Annotated in this window: 21 protein-coding genes; 14 read left to right on the top strand and 7 right to left on the bottom strand. The window is 63.9% G+C overall.

Annotated elements, in window-relative coordinates; all coding sequences use genetic code 11:
- Positions 1 to 186 precede the first annotated feature (186 nt).
- A complete protein-coding gene (locus tag RY1_RS09625; RefSeq protein WP_072803299.1) occupies positions 187 to 870 on the bottom strand; it encodes an ANTAR domain-containing response regulator in 684 nt (227 codons plus the stop codon).
- Positions 871 to 1418: 548 nt separating this feature from the next.
- On the opposite strand from RY1_RS09625, the gene RY1_RS09620 reads away from it, so the two are divergent.
- A complete protein-coding gene (locus RY1_RS09620; RefSeq protein WP_072803422.1) occupies positions 1419 to 1754 on the top strand; it encodes a hypothetical protein in 336 nt (111 codons plus the stop codon).
- A gap of 36 nt (positions 1755 to 1790) precedes the next feature.
- Positions 1791 to 1982, top strand: coding sequence for a hypothetical protein (locus RY1_RS29650; RefSeq protein ID WP_139279788.1), 192 nt, complete (start codon positions 1791 to 1793; stop codon positions 1980 to 1982).
- Between the two features lie 57 nt (positions 1983 to 2039).
- Here the strand turns inward: RY1_RS29650 and RY1_RS09615 are convergent, their stop codons facing one another.
- Complete coding sequence (locus RY1_RS09615) at positions 2040 to 2750, bottom strand: GAF and ANTAR domain-containing protein (protein WP_245819575.1); 711 nt, start codon at positions 2748 to 2750, stop codon at positions 2040 to 2042.
- Between the two features lie 201 nt (positions 2751 to 2951).
- Positions 2952 to 4028 carry a hypothetical protein gene (locus tag RY1_RS09610; RefSeq protein ID WP_072803298.1) on the bottom strand — a complete coding sequence of 359 codons (1077 nt, stop codon included), beginning with the start codon at positions 4026 to 4028 and terminating at the stop codon, positions 2952 to 2954.
- A gap of 99 nt (positions 4029 to 4127) precedes the next feature.
- Between RY1_RS09610 and RY1_RS09605 the strand changes: the two genes are divergently transcribed.
- Positions 4128 to 6284, top strand: coding sequence for a catalase (locus RY1_RS09605; protein ID WP_371829458.1), 2157 nt, complete (start codon positions 4128 to 4130; stop codon positions 6282 to 6284).
- A 4-nt stretch (positions 6285 to 6288) separates the two neighbouring features.
- Here the strand turns inward: RY1_RS09605 and RY1_RS09600 are convergent, their stop codons facing one another.
- Positions 6289 to 6687: an ankyrin repeat domain-containing protein gene (locus tag RY1_RS09600; RefSeq protein WP_072803296.1), complete on the bottom strand. Its 399-nt coding sequence runs from the start codon at positions 6685 to 6687 to the stop codon at positions 6289 to 6291.
- 89 nt (positions 6688 to 6776) lie between these two features.
- On the opposite strand from RY1_RS09600, the gene RY1_RS09595 reads away from it, so the two are divergent.
- From RY1_RS09595 to RY1_RS09570, 6 genes are all read left to right on the top strand, one after another.
- Entirely contained in the window at positions 6777 to 8291 is a 1515-nt protein-coding gene (locus RY1_RS09595) for a YhjD/YihY/BrkB family envelope integrity protein (protein WP_072803295.1), read from the top strand.
- Positions 8288 to 8602: a DUF3618 domain-containing protein gene (locus RY1_RS09590; protein ID WP_139279787.1), complete on the top strand. Its 315-nt coding sequence runs from the start codon at positions 8288 to 8290 to the stop codon at positions 8600 to 8602. The genes RY1_RS09595 and RY1_RS09590 overlap by 4 nt, the downstream gene beginning before the upstream one ends.
- A complete protein-coding gene (locus RY1_RS09585; RefSeq protein WP_072803294.1) occupies positions 8599 to 8871 on the top strand; it encodes a DUF4235 domain-containing protein in 273 nt (90 codons plus the stop codon). The genes RY1_RS09590 and RY1_RS09585 overlap by 4 nt, the downstream gene beginning before the upstream one ends.
- A 161-nt stretch (positions 8872 to 9032) precedes the next feature.
- Positions 9033 to 10130 (top strand): carboxylate-amine ligase, encoded by a 1098-nt coding sequence (locus RY1_RS09580; protein ID WP_072803293.1) that lies wholly within the window; start codon positions 9033 to 9035, stop codon positions 10128 to 10130.
- On the top strand, positions 10121 to 11185 hold the full coding sequence (locus tag RY1_RS09575; RefSeq protein ID WP_072803292.1) for an NAD-dependent epimerase/dehydratase family protein: 1065 nt from the start codon (positions 10121 to 10123) through the stop codon (positions 11183 to 11185). Before RY1_RS09580 ends, RY1_RS09575 begins: the two co-directional genes overlap by 10 nt.
- A 147-nt stretch (positions 11186 to 11332) precedes the next feature.
- Positions 11333 to 12703: a cytochrome P450 gene (locus RY1_RS09570; RefSeq protein WP_072803419.1), complete on the top strand. Its 1371-nt coding sequence runs from the start codon at positions 11333 to 11335 to the stop codon at positions 12701 to 12703.
- Positions 12704 to 12734: 31 nt separating this feature from the next.
- Here the strand turns inward: RY1_RS09570 and RY1_RS09565 are convergent, their stop codons facing one another.
- On the bottom strand, positions 12735 to 15359 hold the full coding sequence (locus RY1_RS09565; RefSeq protein WP_281249965.1) for a LuxR C-terminal-related transcriptional regulator: 2625 nt from the start codon (positions 15357 to 15359) through the stop codon (positions 12735 to 12737).
- 52 nt (positions 15360 to 15411) lie between these two features.
- Here RY1_RS09565 and RY1_RS29940 point away from each other — a divergent pair, with 52 nt between their 5' ends.
- From RY1_RS29940 to RY1_RS09555, 3 genes are all read left to right on the top strand, one after another.
- Positions 15412 to 15552: a hypothetical protein gene (locus RY1_RS29940; RefSeq protein ID WP_156376386.1), complete on the top strand. Its 141-nt coding sequence runs from the start codon at positions 15412 to 15414 to the stop codon at positions 15550 to 15552.
- Entirely contained in the window at positions 15549 to 16382 is an 834-nt protein-coding gene (locus RY1_RS09560) for a helix-turn-helix transcriptional regulator (protein ID WP_072803290.1), read from the top strand. The genes RY1_RS29940 and RY1_RS09560 overlap by 4 nt, the downstream gene beginning before the upstream one ends.
- 67 nt (positions 16383 to 16449) lie before the next feature.
- Positions 16450 to 17313 (top strand): sugar phosphate isomerase/epimerase family protein, encoded by an 864-nt coding sequence (locus RY1_RS09555; protein WP_245819574.1) that lies wholly within the window; start codon positions 16450 to 16452, stop codon positions 17311 to 17313.
- A gap of 3 nt (positions 17314 to 17316) precedes the next feature.
- Here the strand turns inward: RY1_RS09555 and thiD are convergent, their stop codons facing one another.
- On the bottom strand, positions 17317 to 18108 hold the full coding sequence (gene thiD / locus RY1_RS09550) for a bifunctional hydroxymethylpyrimidine kinase/phosphomethylpyrimidine kinase (RefSeq protein WP_072803288.1): 792 nt from the start codon (positions 18106 to 18108) through the stop codon (positions 17317 to 17319).
- A gap of 106 nt (positions 18109 to 18214) precedes the next feature.
- Positions 18215 to 18580, bottom strand: a complete 366-nt coding sequence (locus RY1_RS09545; RefSeq protein WP_072803287.1) for a nuclear transport factor 2 family protein — start codon at positions 18578 to 18580, stop codon at positions 18215 to 18217.
- Between the two features lie 124 nt (positions 18581 to 18704).
- Here RY1_RS09545 and RY1_RS09540 point away from each other — a divergent pair, with 124 nt between their 5' ends.
- Positions 18705 to 19169 (top strand): MarR family winged helix-turn-helix transcriptional regulator, encoded by a 465-nt coding sequence (locus tag RY1_RS09540; protein WP_072803286.1) that lies wholly within the window; start codon positions 18705 to 18707, stop codon positions 19167 to 19169.
- Between the two features lie 17 nt (positions 19170 to 19186).
- On the top strand, positions 19187 to 19627 hold the full coding sequence (locus tag RY1_RS09535) for a DUF5313 family protein (protein WP_072803418.1): 441 nt from the start codon (positions 19187 to 19189) through the stop codon (positions 19625 to 19627).
- Positions 19628 to 19635 lie beyond the last annotated feature (8 nt).

Below are 19635 nucleotides of genomic sequence, written 5' to 3'. Positions count from 1 at the left end.
CGAACTAGTTTGTGACGGTAAATAATTCATCGATCCGCGGCTTCCAGGGCACAGGCGGAGGCCCCGGCAACGGGGGGGTTTCGCCGGGGCCTCCGCGTCCCTCAACAGCCGGGACTCTTGAAGGGGGTGGAAGTCCACGGCGAGGAACATTTCCGACGCTACTCCGCCCCCACCGGCATGAAAACCCTAGATGCGGACCCGATATTCGACGACCGCCTGCGCAATCTCTCGCACGCTCGTGCGGTGTTTGCGCGCGTGTTGCCGCAGTCGTTCGAACGCCAATTCGGTGTCGATGTTGTCCGACGCCGCGAGCACTCCCTTGGCCTGTTCGATGATGATGCGCGATTCGAGCGCATGCTCGAGCTGTTCGGCAACCTCTTTCATCCGGCGCACCTGAACGGAGTTGATCAGCTGCGCACAGGCGAACCTGGCAAGGACCCTCGCGGCATCGAGCTCTGCCGTCGACCATTGTTGCAGCTTGGACGAATAGAGGTCGAGACTGCCCATGACCTCACCCTCACGAAAGAGCGGAAAAGAGGCGACGGCAGCGACTCCCAGCCGCGCTGCGACGTCGGCGAACTTGGGCCATCGCTGTCGCACGAGTGCCACGTCGCCTGCATCGACCGTGCGAGCCTCTCGATACGCATCGCACCCTGGTCCGCGTTGGTACTCGACTTGGCAATCCGCGAGCGACACCACGGCGGGAGTTGTCACCGACACCGCCAATGCCTCTCCTTCGTTGTCCGAGATCAACACGCTTGCACCGGCGAGATCGAATACCTCCGTTACCGCTTCGACGAGATGACCGAAAACAACGTCGTTCTCGGGCAGCGTTTCGGCGAGGCCGACCATCCGATCGACGACCTTCACATAAACCCTTGGGTCGTACACAGCCAGCCTCCGCATCTGCCATCGAGCATGCGAGTCACTCGACACCCCCGATCTGAACGAATTGCCAACAACAGCCGGTGTCATTCAACCGAACGACACCGGCGCCGAGGCGATCCGACCGCTAGATTTTACCGCACTGGCGGACCTGACGCTTTCGTGATTAAACTCCAATACACATACGCTTTCAGCCCCTGCCCCCGGCGGCGTGTGAATTGGCGACACCCCGGAATCCTGGTGTCCGAATCGAGAACCGTTGTGCGAGTCGCGTCTGCCCTATTTGTACGACTTGTACACCGATATCTCGTTTCAGCCACAGGCGATGCACTGCATGTGTTGGATTGTTTTCCGCACGCGCGATGCATCGGTCGGGCACGACGGCGCGGGGCTGCGCGAGGGGTCGAGGGGTCTCCTCGCGCGCCGTGATCTCGGGGAACCTTAGCGACAGCAAAGACTTTCGCTCCCGCGCCGCCCGTGCACAACAACGGACCACGGGGGGTTTTGTGTCGAACGAAGTCGATCGAAACAGCATGACCGACCACGCAGTCGGCTCGGATTCTGCAGCATTGCACCGAGCCGAAATAGCTGCCTTGGCCGAATTGTCGAGTCCTGAGGCTGTCAAAGCATTTGCACTCGTACGGAATCGGTTACGGCCGGGAGAGATCAACCGATTCGACGAACTGCTGGAAACCGTGAACAGACTCAGTGGCCCTGGGTTCGAGGACGCCGCTTCCGCGGAACTTCGGGATGCACTGCACAGCACACGGACCGACGACGACATCCGGGCGCTCGCCCACTCCATCGACGAACCGATCGGGGCTCTTGCTCTGGCTCAGGTTCTCCGAGGACACGGGCAGCCGTCGTAACCGATCCGTGGTCATTTCTTGCCAAAGGAATTACCAGTGGACAGATTTCACTCGACCCAGAGCCGGTTCTCCGGAATTCAAGGACATTCGACGGCAAGTACCGGAGGTAGCCCGATAGTGGGCACCGACGGTGGTCCGACAATGAGCACCGAAGCCATCAAGGCACACCTTGCCAAGATGTTCGAAGAACCGCCCGACCCCGACGCTCCACTCCCTGCCCGGTGGTGAGAGCTGTCGCGGTCGTGTGAGCTGCCGCGGTTTCGGGAGCTGTCGCGATTTCGATGATCAATCGTTGAACTCTCCGACGTCGATTCGTTGCGCGAGCACTTCACGTGCAAGATCCAGGATCGGCCGTCCTTGCTGAAAAGCGTGCGCGCGCAAGCGCACAAAAGCGTCGTCGAGACTGACGCCGAGCTTGGCCGACAGCACACCCGTAGCAATGTTCACGTCCTGATACGAACCGACGGTTCGGATCCATTCCTCTCCAGCATTCTTCGAGAATTCGGCCTGTTCGAGTAGCGCGAACATGATCAGGTCTGCCAACAGGGCTGCGTCGGTGAGTGTCGATGCGGCGAGGGCCCCGGGCCGCCGTCGATACAGCGTCACCGTTCCCAGCTTGATACCGCCGACCCGCAACGGGAAGGCGAACACCGCTGCCGCGCCGATCTCTTGTGCGGCGTCTGCGAAACCCGGCCAACGCTCTTCCGCGTGCCGCAGATCGCTCACCAGAGTGGGGATTCCGTCGCGAAAAGCCTGCACGCCCGGTCCCTCGCCCAGGGTGTACTGCTGCTCGTCGAGACGACCGGCCCACTCACTGCTCGAGCCGAGCATGTCCTGTGCCCGGGGGCTGACGCGCAACGTCATTGCGGCGGCGTCGATGCCATCCAGATTGTCGACGCATGTTCGGCAGACCGCCTCGGCCCACGACGCCTGACCAGGGGAGCCCGCCTGCTCAGCGATCGCGCGCCACAGGAATTCACGCCGCTGCTCGTTCACGATCGCCCCCTTGCCCAGCACCAGCCGCAACCCATACTCTACGAGCGCCGGTTCCCGTTGGCGATAGCTGGAGCCGGGTTCTACCGCGGTTCGTCGAGCAGAGTAGAAAGAGTTCGAACTCGACATTCCCCGATGTGCTACCGAGTAAACGGCCTCCCCCGACGCGCGAGGCCACATGGGCGAACGCCAGAATGGGGAACGCTAGGACTGGGCAGTTTCGGTCTTTCGCCGAAGCAGCTCGCGATGGCCGTAGGTGGCATCGAGGATGTCGTGTCGGTCGGCCACGGTAGATCCGACGGCACCGGCGACCGTGCCCAGTGATGCTGCCAGCCACGCCAACGACAGGTAGTCCCCCGCACCTGCGTCACGGCCGAGCTGCCGCCCGAGAAACTCGGGTGATATCACGATCGCGGACGACATCAGAACCACCGAGAACAGCACGGCGTACATGCACAGAACCCCGCTCACGACGGTTCCGAGCGTGGCGGCGTTGTACATCCATCGGTCCGTCGTCGATGCTCGGAATTCGCGGCGTTCCCACAAGCCGTGCGGGAAGATCAGCCATACGCTCATCGCGGTCACCGCCGCGACGGCGACGGCCGTCAGCCGTTCCACCGTCATCGACGCGGCCATCTGCCAGATGCTGGCGTAGAAGACGCCGAACGCCGATGCGGCACTCGCAGCGCCCAGCGCCCCCGACAGCGTCGGTATCAGGCGCCACGGACGATTACATCGGATCATTCCCAGAATCAGCCGAATTCGGCCGAATGCGCCCGGAGTCAGCAAGATCTGCTCACCGCGCCCCTCTGCATCCGGCCCGGGGGCCCATGTCGACATCGAGCGCCGTAGACGCGGGCGCGCGTCGGTACCGAGCAGATCGTGCACGATCTGCAGAGCCATGGCGACGACCCGACGCTGCACCGCGACAGTCCCGAACGACGGCACGTAGAGCGCGGCGGAGGTGCCTTCGCGCAGTTCTGCGGTCACGGGTTTCGGACCCTGTCTGCGCGGAACCTCCGAGATGCACAGCACGATGTCGTAGTCGTTGGTCTCCTGGATCGCTTCGCACCATTGCGCCAACTGCGCAGATCCCGTCGCCGTAGGGGGAAGAGTCACCTGAGGCCTCGAAGATTCGACGGCGATGGTGTCCCCGCCGATGGAGACCTCTGTCGGTAGCGCCCTGAAGATCGCGTACGCGATCTTCGATGCGAACCCGGCATCGCCGACAACGCCGACCGTGACGGTACGAGAGGGAGAGTCTGTTTCTTTCGAGGCCATCGATCTCGGCTACCCGGCGGATGGTTCCCCGACACCTGGGTCTGTGAACACGCATGAGACCGGCCGCTTCGGGGTACAGCTCCACGGCGAGGTCGAGCCATGAGCCCGCAGTCGCCTGACGAAAGTAGACACACCATGCCTCCCACTCCTCGTTCCGACCAGTCCGCGCCTGCACCTATCGGTCCCACTGGTGTACCCGACACACGTGCACAGGAGGGAGCGTTCCTCACCACAGCGCAGGGTGTGCGGCTACCGGATACGCATCACTCACTCAAAGCGGGCGACCGGGGACCGACACTTCTCGAGGACTTCCATCTGAGAGAAAAGATCACTCACTTCGATCACGAGCGGATTCCGGAGCGGGTCGTGCATGCACGCGGTGCGGCAGCCCATGGGACGTTCCAGTCCTACGGCACAGCGCAATCCGTCACCAAAGCAGGTTTTCTGACGGAGAAGGGCCGGAAAACCGATGTGTTCGTCCGCTTCTCGACAGTTCTGGGCTCCAGAGGGTCGGCGGACACGGTGCGGGACACCCGCGGGTTCGCGGTCAAGTTCTACACCGACGAGGGCACGTTCGACCTGGTCGGAAACAACATGCCCGTCTTCTTCATCCAGGACGGCATCAAATTCCCGGACATCATTCACGCAGGCAAGCCTCAGCCCGATATCGAACTGCCGCAAGCACAGTCGGCGCACGACTCGTTCTGGGACTTCGTGTCGCTTCACACCGAGGCGACGCACCACGTCCTGTGGAACATGAGTGATCGCGGCATTCCCCGGTCGTACCGCACCATGGAAGGCTTCGGAGTACACACCTTCCGGTTGGTGGCTGCCGACGGGACCACCAGCCTCGTCAAGTTCCACTGGAAGCCCGTTGCCGGTGTGCACTCCCTGGTGTGGGAGGAAGCCCAGATCGCAGCAGGCGTCGATCCCGATTACCACCGCCGTGACATGTCCGACGGCATCAAGGCGGGCGCGCCGCTCGAGTACGAGTTCGGAATTCAGGTCATGCCGGACGACGGCACGGACACCTTCGAGGGGATCGATCTGCTCGACCCGACGAAGCTCGTCCCGGAGGAACTCGCCCGAGTGCAGCCGATCGGAAAGCTGACACTGAATGCGAACCCGACCAACTACTTCGCCGAGACCGAGCAGGTCGCATTCCATACCGGGCATCTGGTTCCCGGCATCGAGGTCACCAACGATCCACTGATGCAGGCGCGTCTGTTCTCGTACTTGGACACCCAGATCACTCGTCTCGGTGGACCCAATTTCTCACAGCTGCCGATCAATCGCCCACACGCGCCGGTCAACGACATGCTGCGTGACGGGATGCATCAGAGCGCCGTACACACCGGACTTGCGCCATATCGGGACAACACCGTCGACGACGGTGAGCCCCTCGACGCAGGGGCGCCGGACGGCGGGTACGTCCAGACCGAGCGGCTCATCGAGGGCCGCGCGGTGCGTGCGAATCCGGCGTCGTTCGACGACCATTTCTCTCAGCCCGCAATGTTCTATCGCAGTCTCACACCCATCGAGCAGGACCACGTCGTCGAGGCGTTCACGTTCGAGCTGGGCAAGGTCTTCGAACAGTCGATCAAGGAGCGGCAGCTCACCGTGCTGGCGAACGTCGACACCGATCTGTGCGGCCGAGTGGCGGCGGGGCTCGGACTGCCTGCACCCCAAGGTAATCCGATCCAGGACGTAGTCACCTCGGCGGCGCTGTCGCAGATCGTCGACACACCTGGACCGATCGACGGCCGCAAGATCGGCGTCGTCGCCGACGAGAACTCCGATCTCTCCGGTATCGGCAAGTTGAGAACTGCCGCAGAACGACGCGGCGCTACGGTGCACGTCATTGCGGCCGTCGGCGGATTCCTCGGGAAAGGTGCTCGCCGGCAGGTGGTCGAGCGAACGTTCCTCACCGTGCGATCGATCGAATTCGACGCATTCGTCGTCGCCGGTGGTACTGCGCCGTCGACCGATATCAAGCTGGTTCTTCTGCTGCAGGAAGCATTCCGTCACTGCAAGACGATCGGCGCGTGGGGCGACGGTACAGCGACACTCGAATTCGCCGGAATCGCAACCGCTGAGCCAGGGGTGGTCGTGGGCGAGACTGCGATCAAGAGTTTCAACGACGCTCTGCTCGCGGCGGTCGGACTGCACCGGGCGTGGGATCGAGCGCCTGCCGTCATGGGATCGGACGTGCCGCCCGCTGCTCCGGCGCGCAAGCAACGCACGAAGAAGAAGTAACGAGCTAGCTGTCGCGGGTAGGCTCGATCAGCAGTGCCGCCATGTCGTCGAGTTGGAAGAACTCGGCGACCGACACTGCCGACCGAGCACCCGCGTGCGGGTCAGCCCCTCGGCCGAGTAGAAGACCGACGATCTCGCGCGATCGACGAAACACCGCCGCGCCCAACGCAGTTTGTCCGTTGTCGTTGACGCGCTCCACATCCGCTCCCGCGTCCAGCAGGACCGCGACCGTATCGACACGGCTGTGGTACGCCGCGAGAATCAACAGGGTGTCTCCGCGTTCGTTCGTCAGATTCGCGGGACCACCGACGTCGAGGAACTGCTTGATCTGTGCGGTGTCACCGCTTCGTGCCCACTCGAATGCGCTTCGGAGAACTGCGAGTTCGTCATCGGTCAGGTCCATGCTTCCTCCGTGAGTGTCTGCGTGTCGATACCCCACACTCCCCTGCCGGAAACGAGTTTCCACGCCGGGTGTGCGGGTATGGAACATCGATGACCGAACAAGACTCCGCGGCGCCCGCGCCTGTCGAGGCCGACCCGGACGATCCGAGGAAGGCCGATTCGCCGACCGACCTGACGAAGCCGTCCTGGATCTTCGTGCTGAAGAAGACGGCCCGCGAGTTCTCCCGCGATCAATGCACGGACCTCGCGGCAGCACTGACCTACTACGCCGTGCTGTCGTTGTTCCCGGCAATCCTCGCGGTGGTGTCCCTCCTCGGCGTATTCGGTCAGGGACAAGCCACGGTCGACGCTGTACTTCAGATCGTCGGAGACCTCGGACCGTCCTCGGTGGTGGACACGCTGCGGGCTCCGATCGAGCAGTTGGTCCAAGCCCCAGCAGCAGGTTTCGCCCTCGTCACCGGCATCGCCGGTGCACTGTGGTCGGCATCGGGTTACGTCGGGGCCTTCGGGCGTGCGATGAACCGAATGTACGAGGTCGACGAAGGACGGCCCGTGTGGAAGCTGCGCCCGGTCCTGCTTCTCGTCACTCTGGTGGCGTTGGCGTTGATCGCGTGCGCTGCGGTGATGCTCGCGGTCAGTGGACCCGTCGCGACTGCGGTGGGAGACGCTGTCGGGCTCGGCGACACGGCGCTGACTGTATGGAACATCGCCCGATGGCCCATCGTCGTCGTCATGATCGTTCTCGCCGTTGCCATTTTGTACTACGCCACACCGAACATCCAGCAGCCCAAGTTCCGGTGGATCAGTTCGGGTGCGGCGCTGGCCATCATCGTATGGATCGTCGCGTCCGTAGCGTTCGGCTTCTACGTAGCCAATTTCAGTAGTTACAACAAGACCTACGGGTCTCTCGCCGGTGCGATCGTGTTTCTGTTGTGGCTCTGGATCACGAACTTGGCGCTGTTGTTCGGAGCCGAACTCGACTCCGAACTCGAACGAGGCCGACAACTGCAAGCCGGGATCGTCGCCGAAGAACGACTTCAGCTGCCACCTCGCGACACCAGGGTCTCGGACAAGAACGACCGGAAGGACGCCGAAGCCGTCGAGCAGGGTCGACGGCTTCGGCAGGCACACAACGACGGCCCGGGAGAATCCGCCGCTCGCACACCCACAGGAGAAACGATGATCGAAGAGCCGATTCACAGATCGAACGACCGGACGTCCGCCACCGACTTGTCGACCGTCCAGCTCGTGGAGCGACTCACCGATCAGGTGTCGACCCTCGTTCGCACCGAAATCAGTTCGGGACTGGCGGAAGTCAAGAGCAAGGGAACGCGGATGGGCATCGGTATCGGCATTTCCGGTGCCGGTGCACTCCTACTGTTCTTCGGCCTTGCGACGCTGATCGCCACTGCCGTTCTCGGTCTCGCAACCGCCGTCGCGGCGTGGCTCGCCGCGTTGATCGTCGCGGCTGTGGTGCTGGCCGTCGGTGGAATTCTGGCTGCGGTGGGCGCATCTCGCGCGAAGAAAGCGCTCCCTCCCGTTCCCGCGGACACCGCGGCGAGCGTCAACAAGGACATCACCGCGATCAAGAAGGGAATCCGATGAGCGGTAAGCACGCAGAAACACCGGGACAGACACCTGATCCCGTCGAACTACCAACAGTCGAACCACCAACAATCGAACCACCGCCGGTCGAACAGCAGCGAGCAGATCTCGCGGAGACGGTGGCCGCGCTCGCAGCGAAAGCCGATGTGCCTGCCCGCGTCGCCAACGAGGCGTCGTTCCAAGCCGGTCGCGCAAAAACGGTGGCGCAGAGGAATCCGCAGGTATTGGCGGCAGCCGCAGGCGCCGTGTTGGCAGGGTTGATCGTGACGGTCGTTCTTCGCCGTCGCCGTTCGAGGAGGGTTTTCCGATGAGCGCAGTATCGAAGGCTGCATACAAGCCGCTGGCCCTGGCCACGAGCGTCCTGGGTGGCGTGCTGGCAGGCGTCGTGTTCAAGCAGGTGTGGAAATACTTGGGAGACAACGATGTCGAGGCTCCCGACCCCAAGGACCTCGACCGGTCGGTGCGGGAGGTTCTGATCGCTGCGGCCATCCACGGCGCGGTATTCGGCATCGTCAAAGCCGCCGTCGATCGCGCGGGCGCCACCGGATACCGAGCCCTGGCACACGAGGATCCTCGGTAGCCGGGTCGATCCGTTTCGGCATATCGAAGGCAGGGTAGTACTCGATATGCCGATCACGGATTCGACCGCACCGAGTACCCCTTCGTCGCCATCGCTCGGTCCCGGTGCACGTCTGAATGCGACGGTCGATCACTGTTCGATCACTCCGAGAACGGACTGACATGGCGGACGTGCCCACTTTCGGGGTCGAAGAGGAATTGCTCCTCGTCGACCCGAACACCGGCGTTCCGACGATGCAGAACGACACCGTCGCAGACTATGCGAGGGAGCTCGGCCTGACGCTGCAGCTCGAACTGACACCTTGTCAAATCGAAACTGCCACCGATGTATTGGACACCTCCGCCGAACTCACCGATGCGCTGACCTCGTCTCGGTCCATCGCCGCACACGCCGCACATCTCGCCGGAGCGTCGGTCCTGCCCGCGGGCGTGCCGCCGCTGCTGCCGGAGTTGGGCCCGATCACCGACACCAAGCGTTACCGCCGCATCGCTGCCGAATACGGCATCATCGCCCTCGAACAAGGTGTGTGCGGAGCACACGTGCACATCGCGATCCCCAACCGCGACGCCGCGGTGCAGATCAGCAATCACGTGCGCCCCTGGTTGCCCGTCCTTCTCGCACTGACCGCCAATTCGGCGTTCTACGCCGGACGCGACACCGGTTACGCGAGTTGGCGTTCGGTCCTGTGGTCGAGATGGCCGAGTGCGGGCCCTCCCCCGTTCCTCGACTCCATTACGCACTACGACGAGCTCGTCGCTCAACTGTTCGACGTCGGAGCAATTCTCGACGACGGAATGGTCTACTGGGACATCAGGCCGTCGATGAACTTCCCGACGCTCGAAGTACGGATCAGCGACGTGCCGGTGACCGTGCATGACACTGTTCTTCTCGCAGTCCTCGTCCGCGCACTCGTGATGACCGCGTCGGAGGCTGTGCGCAACAACGGCTCTGCTCCTGCCGTCCCGGAGCACGCGTTGCGCTTGGCCTACTGGCGAGCGGCCCGAGACGGATTGAGCGACCGACTCGTCGATCCGGAAACCGGCCGGCTCGACACCGCGGCTGCAGCGGTGCGAGCTCTCGTCCATCACGTGTCGGATGCCTTGGCAATCACCGAGGAACGATCCCTGGTCGACACAGGAGTTCGGCGGAATCTACTGCACGGCAATGGCGCCGGCCGTCAACGCGCCGCTGTGGCGGAAACCGGATCCATCGCCGCCGCGGTGGTGTCGATGACAGAGAGCGTGGACCGATGCGGATAGTCGTAACCGGTGCGACCGGGAACGTCGGGACAGCGCTACTACGACGGCTCGTCGACGAGGATGTCGATGTCGTCGGGATCGCGCGTCGTCGTCCACCGGATATGCCGCCGTACAACGGTATTCGATGGCACGAGATCGACCTCGCGACCGCCGAGGCGGAGGACCGCATGACACGCGTTCTGCACGATACGGATGCGGTGGTGCACCTCGCGATCGGATTTCAGCCCATGCGTGACCGCGACTACCTTCGTCGAACCAACGTCTCGGGAACCGCTGCGGTCGCGGCCGCAGCGGTGCGCGCGGGAGTGCCGAGGCTGGTACACATGTCGTCGAGTGGGGTGTATTCGCCTGGCGCGTACGACCGTCGCGTCGACGAGACATGGTCACGGGACGGCGTTCCGTCCTCGACCTACAGCGCCGACAAAGCTGCTGCCGAGCACATCCTCGACCGAATCGAGTCGAGCGCAGATCGGATGACGATCGTTCGGTTGCGTCCCGGGCTCATCGGACAGTATGCGTTCGGCAGCGCACTGCTGCGATACGCACTCCCCGACCTCGTGCCGTCGTGGATCGTCGATCACATCCCGGTCCTGCCGATGGACAGGTCCATCTCACTCCCGGCAGTCGCGACCGCCGATGTCGCCGAGGCCATCGTCTCTGCCTTGACCTGCAGACACACAGGCGCGTTCAACCTGTCCGCGCCGACCCCGGTACGGGTCGACGACTTCCGGTCGGTGCTGTCCGCTCGACCTGTCCCGATTCCACGCCGGGTCATGCGTTCGGTGACAGCAGCCACCTTCGCAGCGCACCTGCAGTCCGTTCATCCCGGATGGCTCGACCTGGCATACGAAACCCCGCTGCTCGACACCACGCGAGCGCAGCAACTGCTGGGGTGGACCCCGGAGCTCGACGGTCCCGCGGTGCTGGCCGAGACGGTGCGCGGCATGCGCGATGTCGCGGGCGGAACAAGTCGGCCGTTGCGCAGGCGCGAGGCCTCCGACCGCATCGAATCCGTGCTTCGCCGCGGCCCGATTTCTCGTCGTCGGCATCCGTGATCTGCGTCGAGCGGACTGAACCGAGTATCGAGAGCGACGCACCCGAAAAGTCGAGTGGCCCTCTACTCCATTCGGCACCGACCCCCGGCGTACATGCTGAACAGACGACAAGCACACCGTAGCCCTGCCCATTCGTCGGGAGTGGAGATGACGAACACCAATATTTGTTCGAGCGAACCGCGGACAGTCTCGGGGTCGAGATTTCTCGGTTCGACACGAGACCTCGTCGAAGACCCGCTGCAGTTCGGGTTGCGCAGCTACGAGGAGTGCGGTGATGTCGCCCGCGCCGTCTACGGCCCGCCGGGCTTGCGGCGTGAGATGTTCGTCGTCAACCATCCGGACGGTGCCGCGCAGGCCTTGGACGCGCCGACCAATCGGCACTACCGGAAGGACAATGCGGCGTATCGGGCAATGCGGGAGGTCTTCGGGAACGGAGTGGCCACCAGCCAGGACGAGACCTGGCTGAGGCAACGCCGATTCATCCAACCGCTGTTCACTCCGCGCAATGTCGACGCGTATGTGACGGTCATGTTCGAGGAGATCAACACTCTGGTTGCGCGTTGGCGCAGCGGCTCGGACACGGCCGTCGACTTGCGATCGGAAATGTCTCGGATGACCCTCGCGATCGCGAGTCGCATTCTCTTCGGCCAGGACTCGTCCCGTGTGGTGCCGGTTCTGCGTGCCACTCTGCCGGTACTCGGCCGCACCGCTATTCGGCGAGGTGTGGCGCCGATTCCAATCCCAGCGACGTGGCCGACGCCGTCCAACAGAGCGGCCGCCCGCGCCGAACACGATCTGAACGCCGTCTGCGCGGACATCATCGATGCCCGTAAGTCCGTATCGCCACCGAACATGGATTTGATCGGAGGCTTGATCGACGCGCGGGACGACGACGGTGGCGCACTGTCGGACGACGAGGTACGAGATCAGGTCAAGATCTTTCTTCTCGCCGGACACGACACCACAGCAACAGCATTGACATTCGCGTTGCATCTTCTCGGCCGAGATCACAACGCCCAGAATCGTCTTCGTGAAGAGTCCGCCCGCGTCGCCGGGTCCGAACCGCCGACCGCCGCCGACGTCCATGCGCTGACCTACACGATGATGGTGTTGAAGGAAACTACACGTCTGTTCCCGTCGGCTCCCTACATCGGACGGAAGTCGTCGGACGAAACCGACATGTGCGGGTACCGAATTCCCGCCGGATCGGATCTGTCGATCGCACCATGGGTCATCCATCACCGGAGTGATCTGTGGCCCGACCCCTTCCGCTTCGATCCGGACCGATTCACACCGGAGAACGAGGAGTACCGGCACAAGCTGGCGTGGTTCCCGTTCGGTCACGGCCCGCGCGGGTGCATCGGTCAGCGCTTCGCGATGCTCGAATCGGCACTGACGCTCGCGGTCCTCGCACACAACTTCACCTTCGACACACCGCCAGGCGAGGTCGCCGTCACCACCGATCTGGTCCTGCGCCCGGTGGGTGAGGTCCCATGCCGCATCGAGGCTCGCACCTGAGCAGTCGCACATCAGCGGTCACCGCGATCGGTCACCGCTGATCCAGGATGGCCCCGAGCTCGTCGCGGTTTCGGACGCCGGTCTTGGCTGTGGCCCGGTACAGGTGTCCCTCGACGGTTCGGACCGATAGCGTCAGTCGTTCCGCGATCTCCCTGTTCGACATCCCCACCCGAACGAGCGAAACGATCTCACGCTCACGGGAAGTCAAGGGCAACGGCGTCGACGCCTCGCGCAGCGCAGGAGTGGAGAACGAGCCACACCGTTGAGCAATCGCCTCCCCGCGGGAGGACGACACCAGGGCAGACCCCCTCAGGTCGTGGTGCCGATATGCGATCGCAGCGTGCGCTGCGGCATCGGCCGCGGCGATCGAGTCGCCCATCTTCTCGAACCCGAGCGATGCCTCGTCGAGAGCGGAACCGTCGTCTGCGGCGAACGCGACCGCATATGCGGTGACGGCCGACGCTCGCGGGCCATCGACCGTTGTAGCCAGTTGCGCAAGCCGGTGGACCGTTCCTCGATCACCGAATTGTGTTGCCGTCTGCAAACAGAGAACCTCCTGCGCGAATTGCCGGTTCATGCGCGCGTTGTCGGCGGCGCTTCGAGCCGTTGCCCGCGCTTCGGTCAGCGCACCGTGCGCAGCGGCTACCCATGCCATCACCAGAAGTCGCTCCGGCTCCAGATACGCCCAGCTCGGATGACGGTGAGCTTCGAGCTCGGATAGTGATCTTCTCGCGGCAGCGGTGTCACCCGACAGCGCAAGTGCCCGAGTGCGACCGAGCTGATATCGGTAACCGAAACCGTTCGTCTCACCGGAAGTCGACAACGCGAGTACCGAGAGGTCCAATAACGGCAACGCCGTGCCGACCCGCCCAGCAGCGAGTGCAGCCATACCGGAGATCGCGGTACCGAGAATGTGCGCGGTGCCCGGTAGGTCGGCTGTCACACGCCGTAGGTCGCGCGCGGCATCGGCGGCCTCGCCGATCCGTCCGGACAGCACGAGTGCACCGACATATCCGTCCGTCAGCACGAATCTCGTCTGGCTCGCCTCGAACGAACGCGCTATCAACCTGTTTCCGTCGTCGGCTGCCGACCGTGCCTCCGTCATGCGGCCTGTATCTCCGAACGCGACGACCATGGCCCAGAAGGTCACCGCGGCCACGACGTCGGGAAGCTCCGACAATTCGAGATCTCGGGCCGACTCGATCGCCCGCACCGGTCGGCCCGCCAGTGCCCAGTAGACGACGTGGAACGCAGTCAACGGCATGAGACGAACGGACGGGTGTGTCGTTTCGGCCGACTCGACGAGCGACCATGCATCCACCGGACGTCCGAGTGCCCATACGAGATTGACCGCCCGAACGAATGCGAGCCGTGCGCTGTCGGTTGTGGACAGACTGTCGACCTCAATCTCCGCGAGCACCGAATCTGCCTCTTCCCCCCTGCTCAGCCACGACAGCGCCTGCGCACGAACGAATCTCGCCTCGATGCTTCCGTTCGCCTCGATCGCCGCAGCCGCGAGCCGATCCGCAAGAACCAGGTCGGCCTGCCACAGCGCGCCGTTCGCGGCCCGCGTGTACAGATCCGGGTCGGCCGGCAGATCCGAGTCCAGGCACAGGGACGCGCGACGCACCGTCGCGCGCATGTCCGCGCCTCCGTACCGAGCCAATGCCGTTGCGACCAGGCCGTTCATGGTGCGCAAACGCATCGGTGACACTTTCGCTCGGCGCACCTCACCGTAGAGCGGGTGTGCCACGCGCGCAACTACTTTCGGACCATCACCGACCTTCTCCAGCGCTATCAACCCCCGCGCTTCGGTCTGCTCGACGGCGTCCGCATCAACGATCCGGGTGAGCACGGCCATATCGAGCGGCTCCCCTACGGCAAGGACGTCGACCACTTCCGCCAGCACGGCCGGAAGAACGCCCATACGCGCCTCGATCAACTCGACGAGGCTCGGGGACACGACCGGTTCACCCGACCACCTCCACAGCTCACCGTGCCGAACGAGGCGACCCTCGCACAGCTCTTGCTCGACGATGTTGCGCAGGTACAGAACGTTTCCACGGGTGAGCGCCCACAGCCTGCGCATGTCGCGGGGATCGAGAGGCCCGGACAGGACCGAATGCACGAGGGTCGTCGACGCGGATTCCGTCAGCGGCGGCAGATCGAGTCGTTCGAGGTGCTCGTCTTTCCACAGCGAACGGATGGCGTCGGGAACGGGTTCACCGCGCCGAACCGTCACGATCACGGAAGCCGCGTCGCGGAGTACCAGTTGGTGGACCACGAACGCGGACAGATCGTCGAGCAGATGCGCGTCGTCGACCCCCACCACGACCCGAGCGTCGCCCGATGTTTCGGTCAGGGTGTCGATCACTCCGCGAACCACATTCAGTTGGTCCGCGCCCTGCTCGTCCACCCACTCCGCGAAGGCGCCGAGGGGAAGGGAGCGTGCGGACGACGTGGCGGCCACCCACCGTACGACGCATCCATCGGCTTCGGCGCGGTCCAGCACCTCCTGCGCGAGTCTGCTCTTGCCGACGCCTGCGGGCCCGACGATCACGACCCCGCACGGGCCGTCGGTAGCGGACACGGCCATCCCGGCGCGCTGCACCTCTTCGGCGCGCCCGGTCAACGGCCATGCCCCCGCCCCCGCCACCTCTCGATGATAGGACGGACCGTCGGCCTGCAGAGGGCGATCCTCGGTAACGATGCCGAATACCGCGTGGCGCGGGAACCACCGAGGCGACCTCGCCGCATCGGTCGACGCTGCAGGCAAGACGCAGGTCAACGGCGTCACCGTACGTGCAGTGACTCTGCCGGAAGCGTTGAACAGTAACCTCGTCGTATGACGGAAAGCAGCGCAGGTTCGTTGGGTCAGTTCTTGCGCGCGCACCGCGGGCGCGTCACTCCGGGTGAAGCGGGATTGCCTGCGGTGGGTGCCAGACGCGTCGTCGGGCTGCGTCGCGAGGAGGTGGCGGTGCTCGCCGGAGTGAGTGTGGACTACTACACCCGCCTCGAGCAGGGCCGCGAGAAAACCCCGTCGTCTCAGGTCGTGGATGCACTGTGCCGGACGCTGCGTCTCGAACCCGACGCCCGTGATCATCTCTTCCGACTTGCTCGCCTGTCCCCCAGCGTCAACCGCACCGACGAGGTGGTCAGTCCGGAGCTCGCCGAAATGATGGCGGCATTCCCCCATGCCGCGGCGTACGTGACCAATGCGGCATTCCGCATCCTGGCGGCGAATCCGACCGCGACGGCCCTCGTCGCACCGGTGTGGCACAACGGAAACATACTCGCCAACATGTTTCTCGACCCCGAAGCGAAGGATTATTACCTGAACTGGGACGAGGTCTCACGCGCTGCCATCAGCGCGCTTCGGCTGGCGGACGGATTCGTCCCGCCCCACCCGGAGGTGAGCGCCCTGGTGTCATGGCTCCATCGCGACAGCCAGACGTTCCGCGGACTGTGGGACGACCACAAGGTCGCCGGTCTGACGATGACGCGCAAGAGCATCCACCATCCCGACGTGGGACTGCTGGAACTCAACTACCAGACATTCGATGTGCGCAGTTCACCCGGCCAGCAGCTCACCGTCGCCACTGCCGCCGCCGGATCACCCAGTGCGGACGCGCTCGCACTGCTGGGAACCCTCGATGCCACCCGTCGTACGGTCGGGTGACTCGCTGACGGGAATTTGATGGGTCGGTGCATTGATCGCTGCATCGAGTCGCCGAGAGAATACGACGGTGACGACAGAAATGATCGCAGCGTGTTGGACGTCCGCAGGCGACGTGCGCCCCGACCGCTCGCCCGCCTCCAGCCCGATTCCGATCGAGGACCGGATCGCTGCCGTTGCCGTTGCCGGCTTCGCAGGCATGGGCATCGTTGCCGACGACCTGGCCCACATCAGAGCCGACATCGGCTTCGACCGACTTCGAAAAATGCTCGATCGTGCAGGATTGAAATATGTCGAGATCGAACTGCTCGAGAGGTGGTGGATTCCGCAAGGCCACGACGGACACACCTACGCCACCAGGAACCTTCTGTTCGAGGCCGCAGACGCCCTCGGCCCGACGCACATCAAGATCGGATCGGAGAATGCACCGCCGCGTGAGCTGGAGCAGTATGCCGAATCGCTACTCGAACTGACCCGTGACGCGGTCTCCCACGGCACGCGCATCGCCATCGAACCGATGCCGTTCTCGATTATCTCGACGGTGCCCGCCGGCGCCGATCTCGCGAGGTCGACCGGCCACCCCGGCTGCGGACTCGTCGTCGACGCCTGGCATGTCTTCCGCGCGGGCACCTCACTTGCCGAGCTGCGCGAATCTCTCACTGCGGACATAGTGTTCGGCGTCGAACTCGACGACGCCGATCGGAACGTCGTCGGCGACCTCTTCACCGACACGATGGACAATCGCCGACTGTGTGGCGAGGGGTCTTTCGACCTCACAGGTCTGGTCGAGGTGCTGCGGGAGATCGGCTACGAGGGAACCTGGGGCGTCGAAATTCTCTCGACCGAATTCAGGAAGGCACCACTCGACCGGGCGCTCCCGCTGGCGATCAGTACCGCGCGAAACATCCTCGACGGCAACCGATCTGCCGTGTGAGGGCTAGGCCTGCCACCCGACAGCGGCGAACGGTGCGTTGGTGGTCAACCGGCCGACGATACCGTCGTGCGCGAACTTCTTGGCGGTTGTCACCGCGTCGAGAACCGATGCGCCCTTGGACAATTCGGCTGTGATCGCCGCAGCGAACACGCACCCTGCCCCGGAGACCCGTTCGTTTCCGATCTTCGGCGCGCGCAACACGGTCACCTCGGTGCCGTCGAACATCACGTCGACGGCGTCGTCTCCCGGTAGTCCTGCGCCACCTTTGACCACCACGTATCGCGGCCCGAGGTCCGCGATACGGCGAGCGGCCTCGGACAGATCGTCGACGGTGTCGATCGAGTCCATACCGGCGAGCGTGCGTGCTTCGAAGAGATTGGGAGTGATGACGGTGGCCAGCGGCAAGATGTCGGTGCGCAGCGCGTTGTCCGTATCGAGCGCAGCACCCGGTTCCTGCCCCTTGCAGATGAGAACGGGGTCGACGACGACGTGCCGCCAACTCTGCTGCCGAAGGGACGCGGCGACGGTGGCGACGGTCTCCGGGGTCCCGAGCATGCCGATCTTGACGACGTCGAGATCGTGGGCGGACGTCGCAGCTTCGATTTGATCCGCGATGACCTGGCCTGCAATCGGAACGAACCGGTGGCCCCAGTCCGATTTCGGGTCGAAGGAAACGATGCAGGTGATGGTTCCCACTCCGTAGACACCGAGCTGTTCGAAAGTCTTCAGGTCTGCCTGTAGGCCTGCACCGCCGGTGGCTTCCGAGCCCGCTATGACGTACGAGAGTGTAGACATTCGTTCCGCTCCTCTACTGCCTTCTTCTTTCGAGCGACTTCCCGCCCGCCGCGAATTGCACGCAGCGCTCCATTATCGCAATCCGCACACACGCCGCCTGCAGCGCCTACAACTCTTCGTTCACCATCTCGAAGCGTGTGCACAGCCCCGCGTCGTCGAAGGCGACGGTCCAATGGTTGGCGAAGTCGCCGAGTTCGTCGTAGCGTCCGATTCCGGTGATCACCGCGACGTTGCCGACGATCGACTCGATCTGCCATTCGAACATCCAGCCTCCGCTCTGCCACTCCCATCTGCCCTGCCAGCCTGCGACGACCGCGTCCCGTCCGATCCACGCCGTCGTGTACGGCTTCTCGTGATATTCGGCCGTCTCGGCGAACAGTGCTTCGATGTCGCCGGAATCATTGGTGGTCCACGCGTGGACGTATGCCTCTACCCATTCGGTCACGGTGGTCTCGTCGATTCTATTCGTCATGTACCGAGTCTCGCCCGCGGACCGACCGCCTGGAAGGTTGCACCATCCGGGGTGTGGCACACCCAGGCAGTTAGTTAACGCACAACTAGTTAGTGCGCGACTCAAATACGAGTACGGTGGTCCCATGCCCACCGATACACAGGTCGACGACCCCCTGGCCCTCGATCGCCAGGTCTGTTTCGCGTTGGCCGTGACCAACAGAGCGGTTCTCTCGATCTACCGACCACTGCTCGAGCCCATGGGGCTTACCCACCCTCAGTACCTGGTGATGCTGGCACTGTGGGAGCAGTCCCCTCGCACGGTGAAGGCGGTCGGGAGTGCACTGCAACTGGACTCTCCCACTCTCTCGCCGCTGCTCAAGAGACTGGAGGCCGCGGGTCTGCTGACCCGAACCCGCAGCACGGCGGACGAGCGGGTACTCGATATTCATCTGACGCCAGAAGGGGCAGCGCTGAGAGCGCAGGCCGAGGCAATTCCTGCTGCCGTCGTCGGCAAGCTCGGTGTCGACGTCGAGGAGCTTCAGAAGCTGCACGCGGCGTTGACCCGTATCAACGAAGCCGCAACTGCGGCAGGAGCACTGGACTCATGAGGATAGGAACCTCCGGCATGACGACTTCGCAGAACACGGCACGACCCAATTTCGCCCAATGGTTTCTGTACTCGGTCTTCGGCAAGACACTGCCGAATTCGATGCAGGACTGGGTACGCCGAGACCTGGTCGGCCCACGGGCGGTACCGCGGCACCTGATCCGTGGACTGCTGCCGTTCACTCCGATTTTCGTGGCGTTCCTGGTGCTCTTTCCAGGTCCTCTGTGGCTGCGCGGTGCGATGGTCCTGCTCAGCGTGCTGCTTGCGTTGTTCTACACGCTGGCATTCATGGATCTCAACCGTGCGAGACGACTGGAGCTGCACGGGTTGTCGCCGGATCTCAAGAGCGATCACAAGCAGCTCGAGCTCGACCGAGAACGTGCGAGCTACGAAAGGCGTTTTGCCGCACCGCAGTCGACACAGATCCCGCAGAATCCCAGGAACCAGCTCGGCCGGTAGGACCGCGA

Origin of the sequence: Rhodococcus yunnanensis NBRC 103083, assembly GCF_001895005.1 — a bacterium.
Lineage (GTDB): Bacteria > Actinomycetota > Actinomycetes > Mycobacteriales > Mycobacteriaceae > Rhodococcoides > Rhodococcoides yunnanense.
The sequence above is the reverse complement of the archived record's forward strand: the minus strand, read 5'-3'. Positions and strand labels throughout refer to the sequence as shown.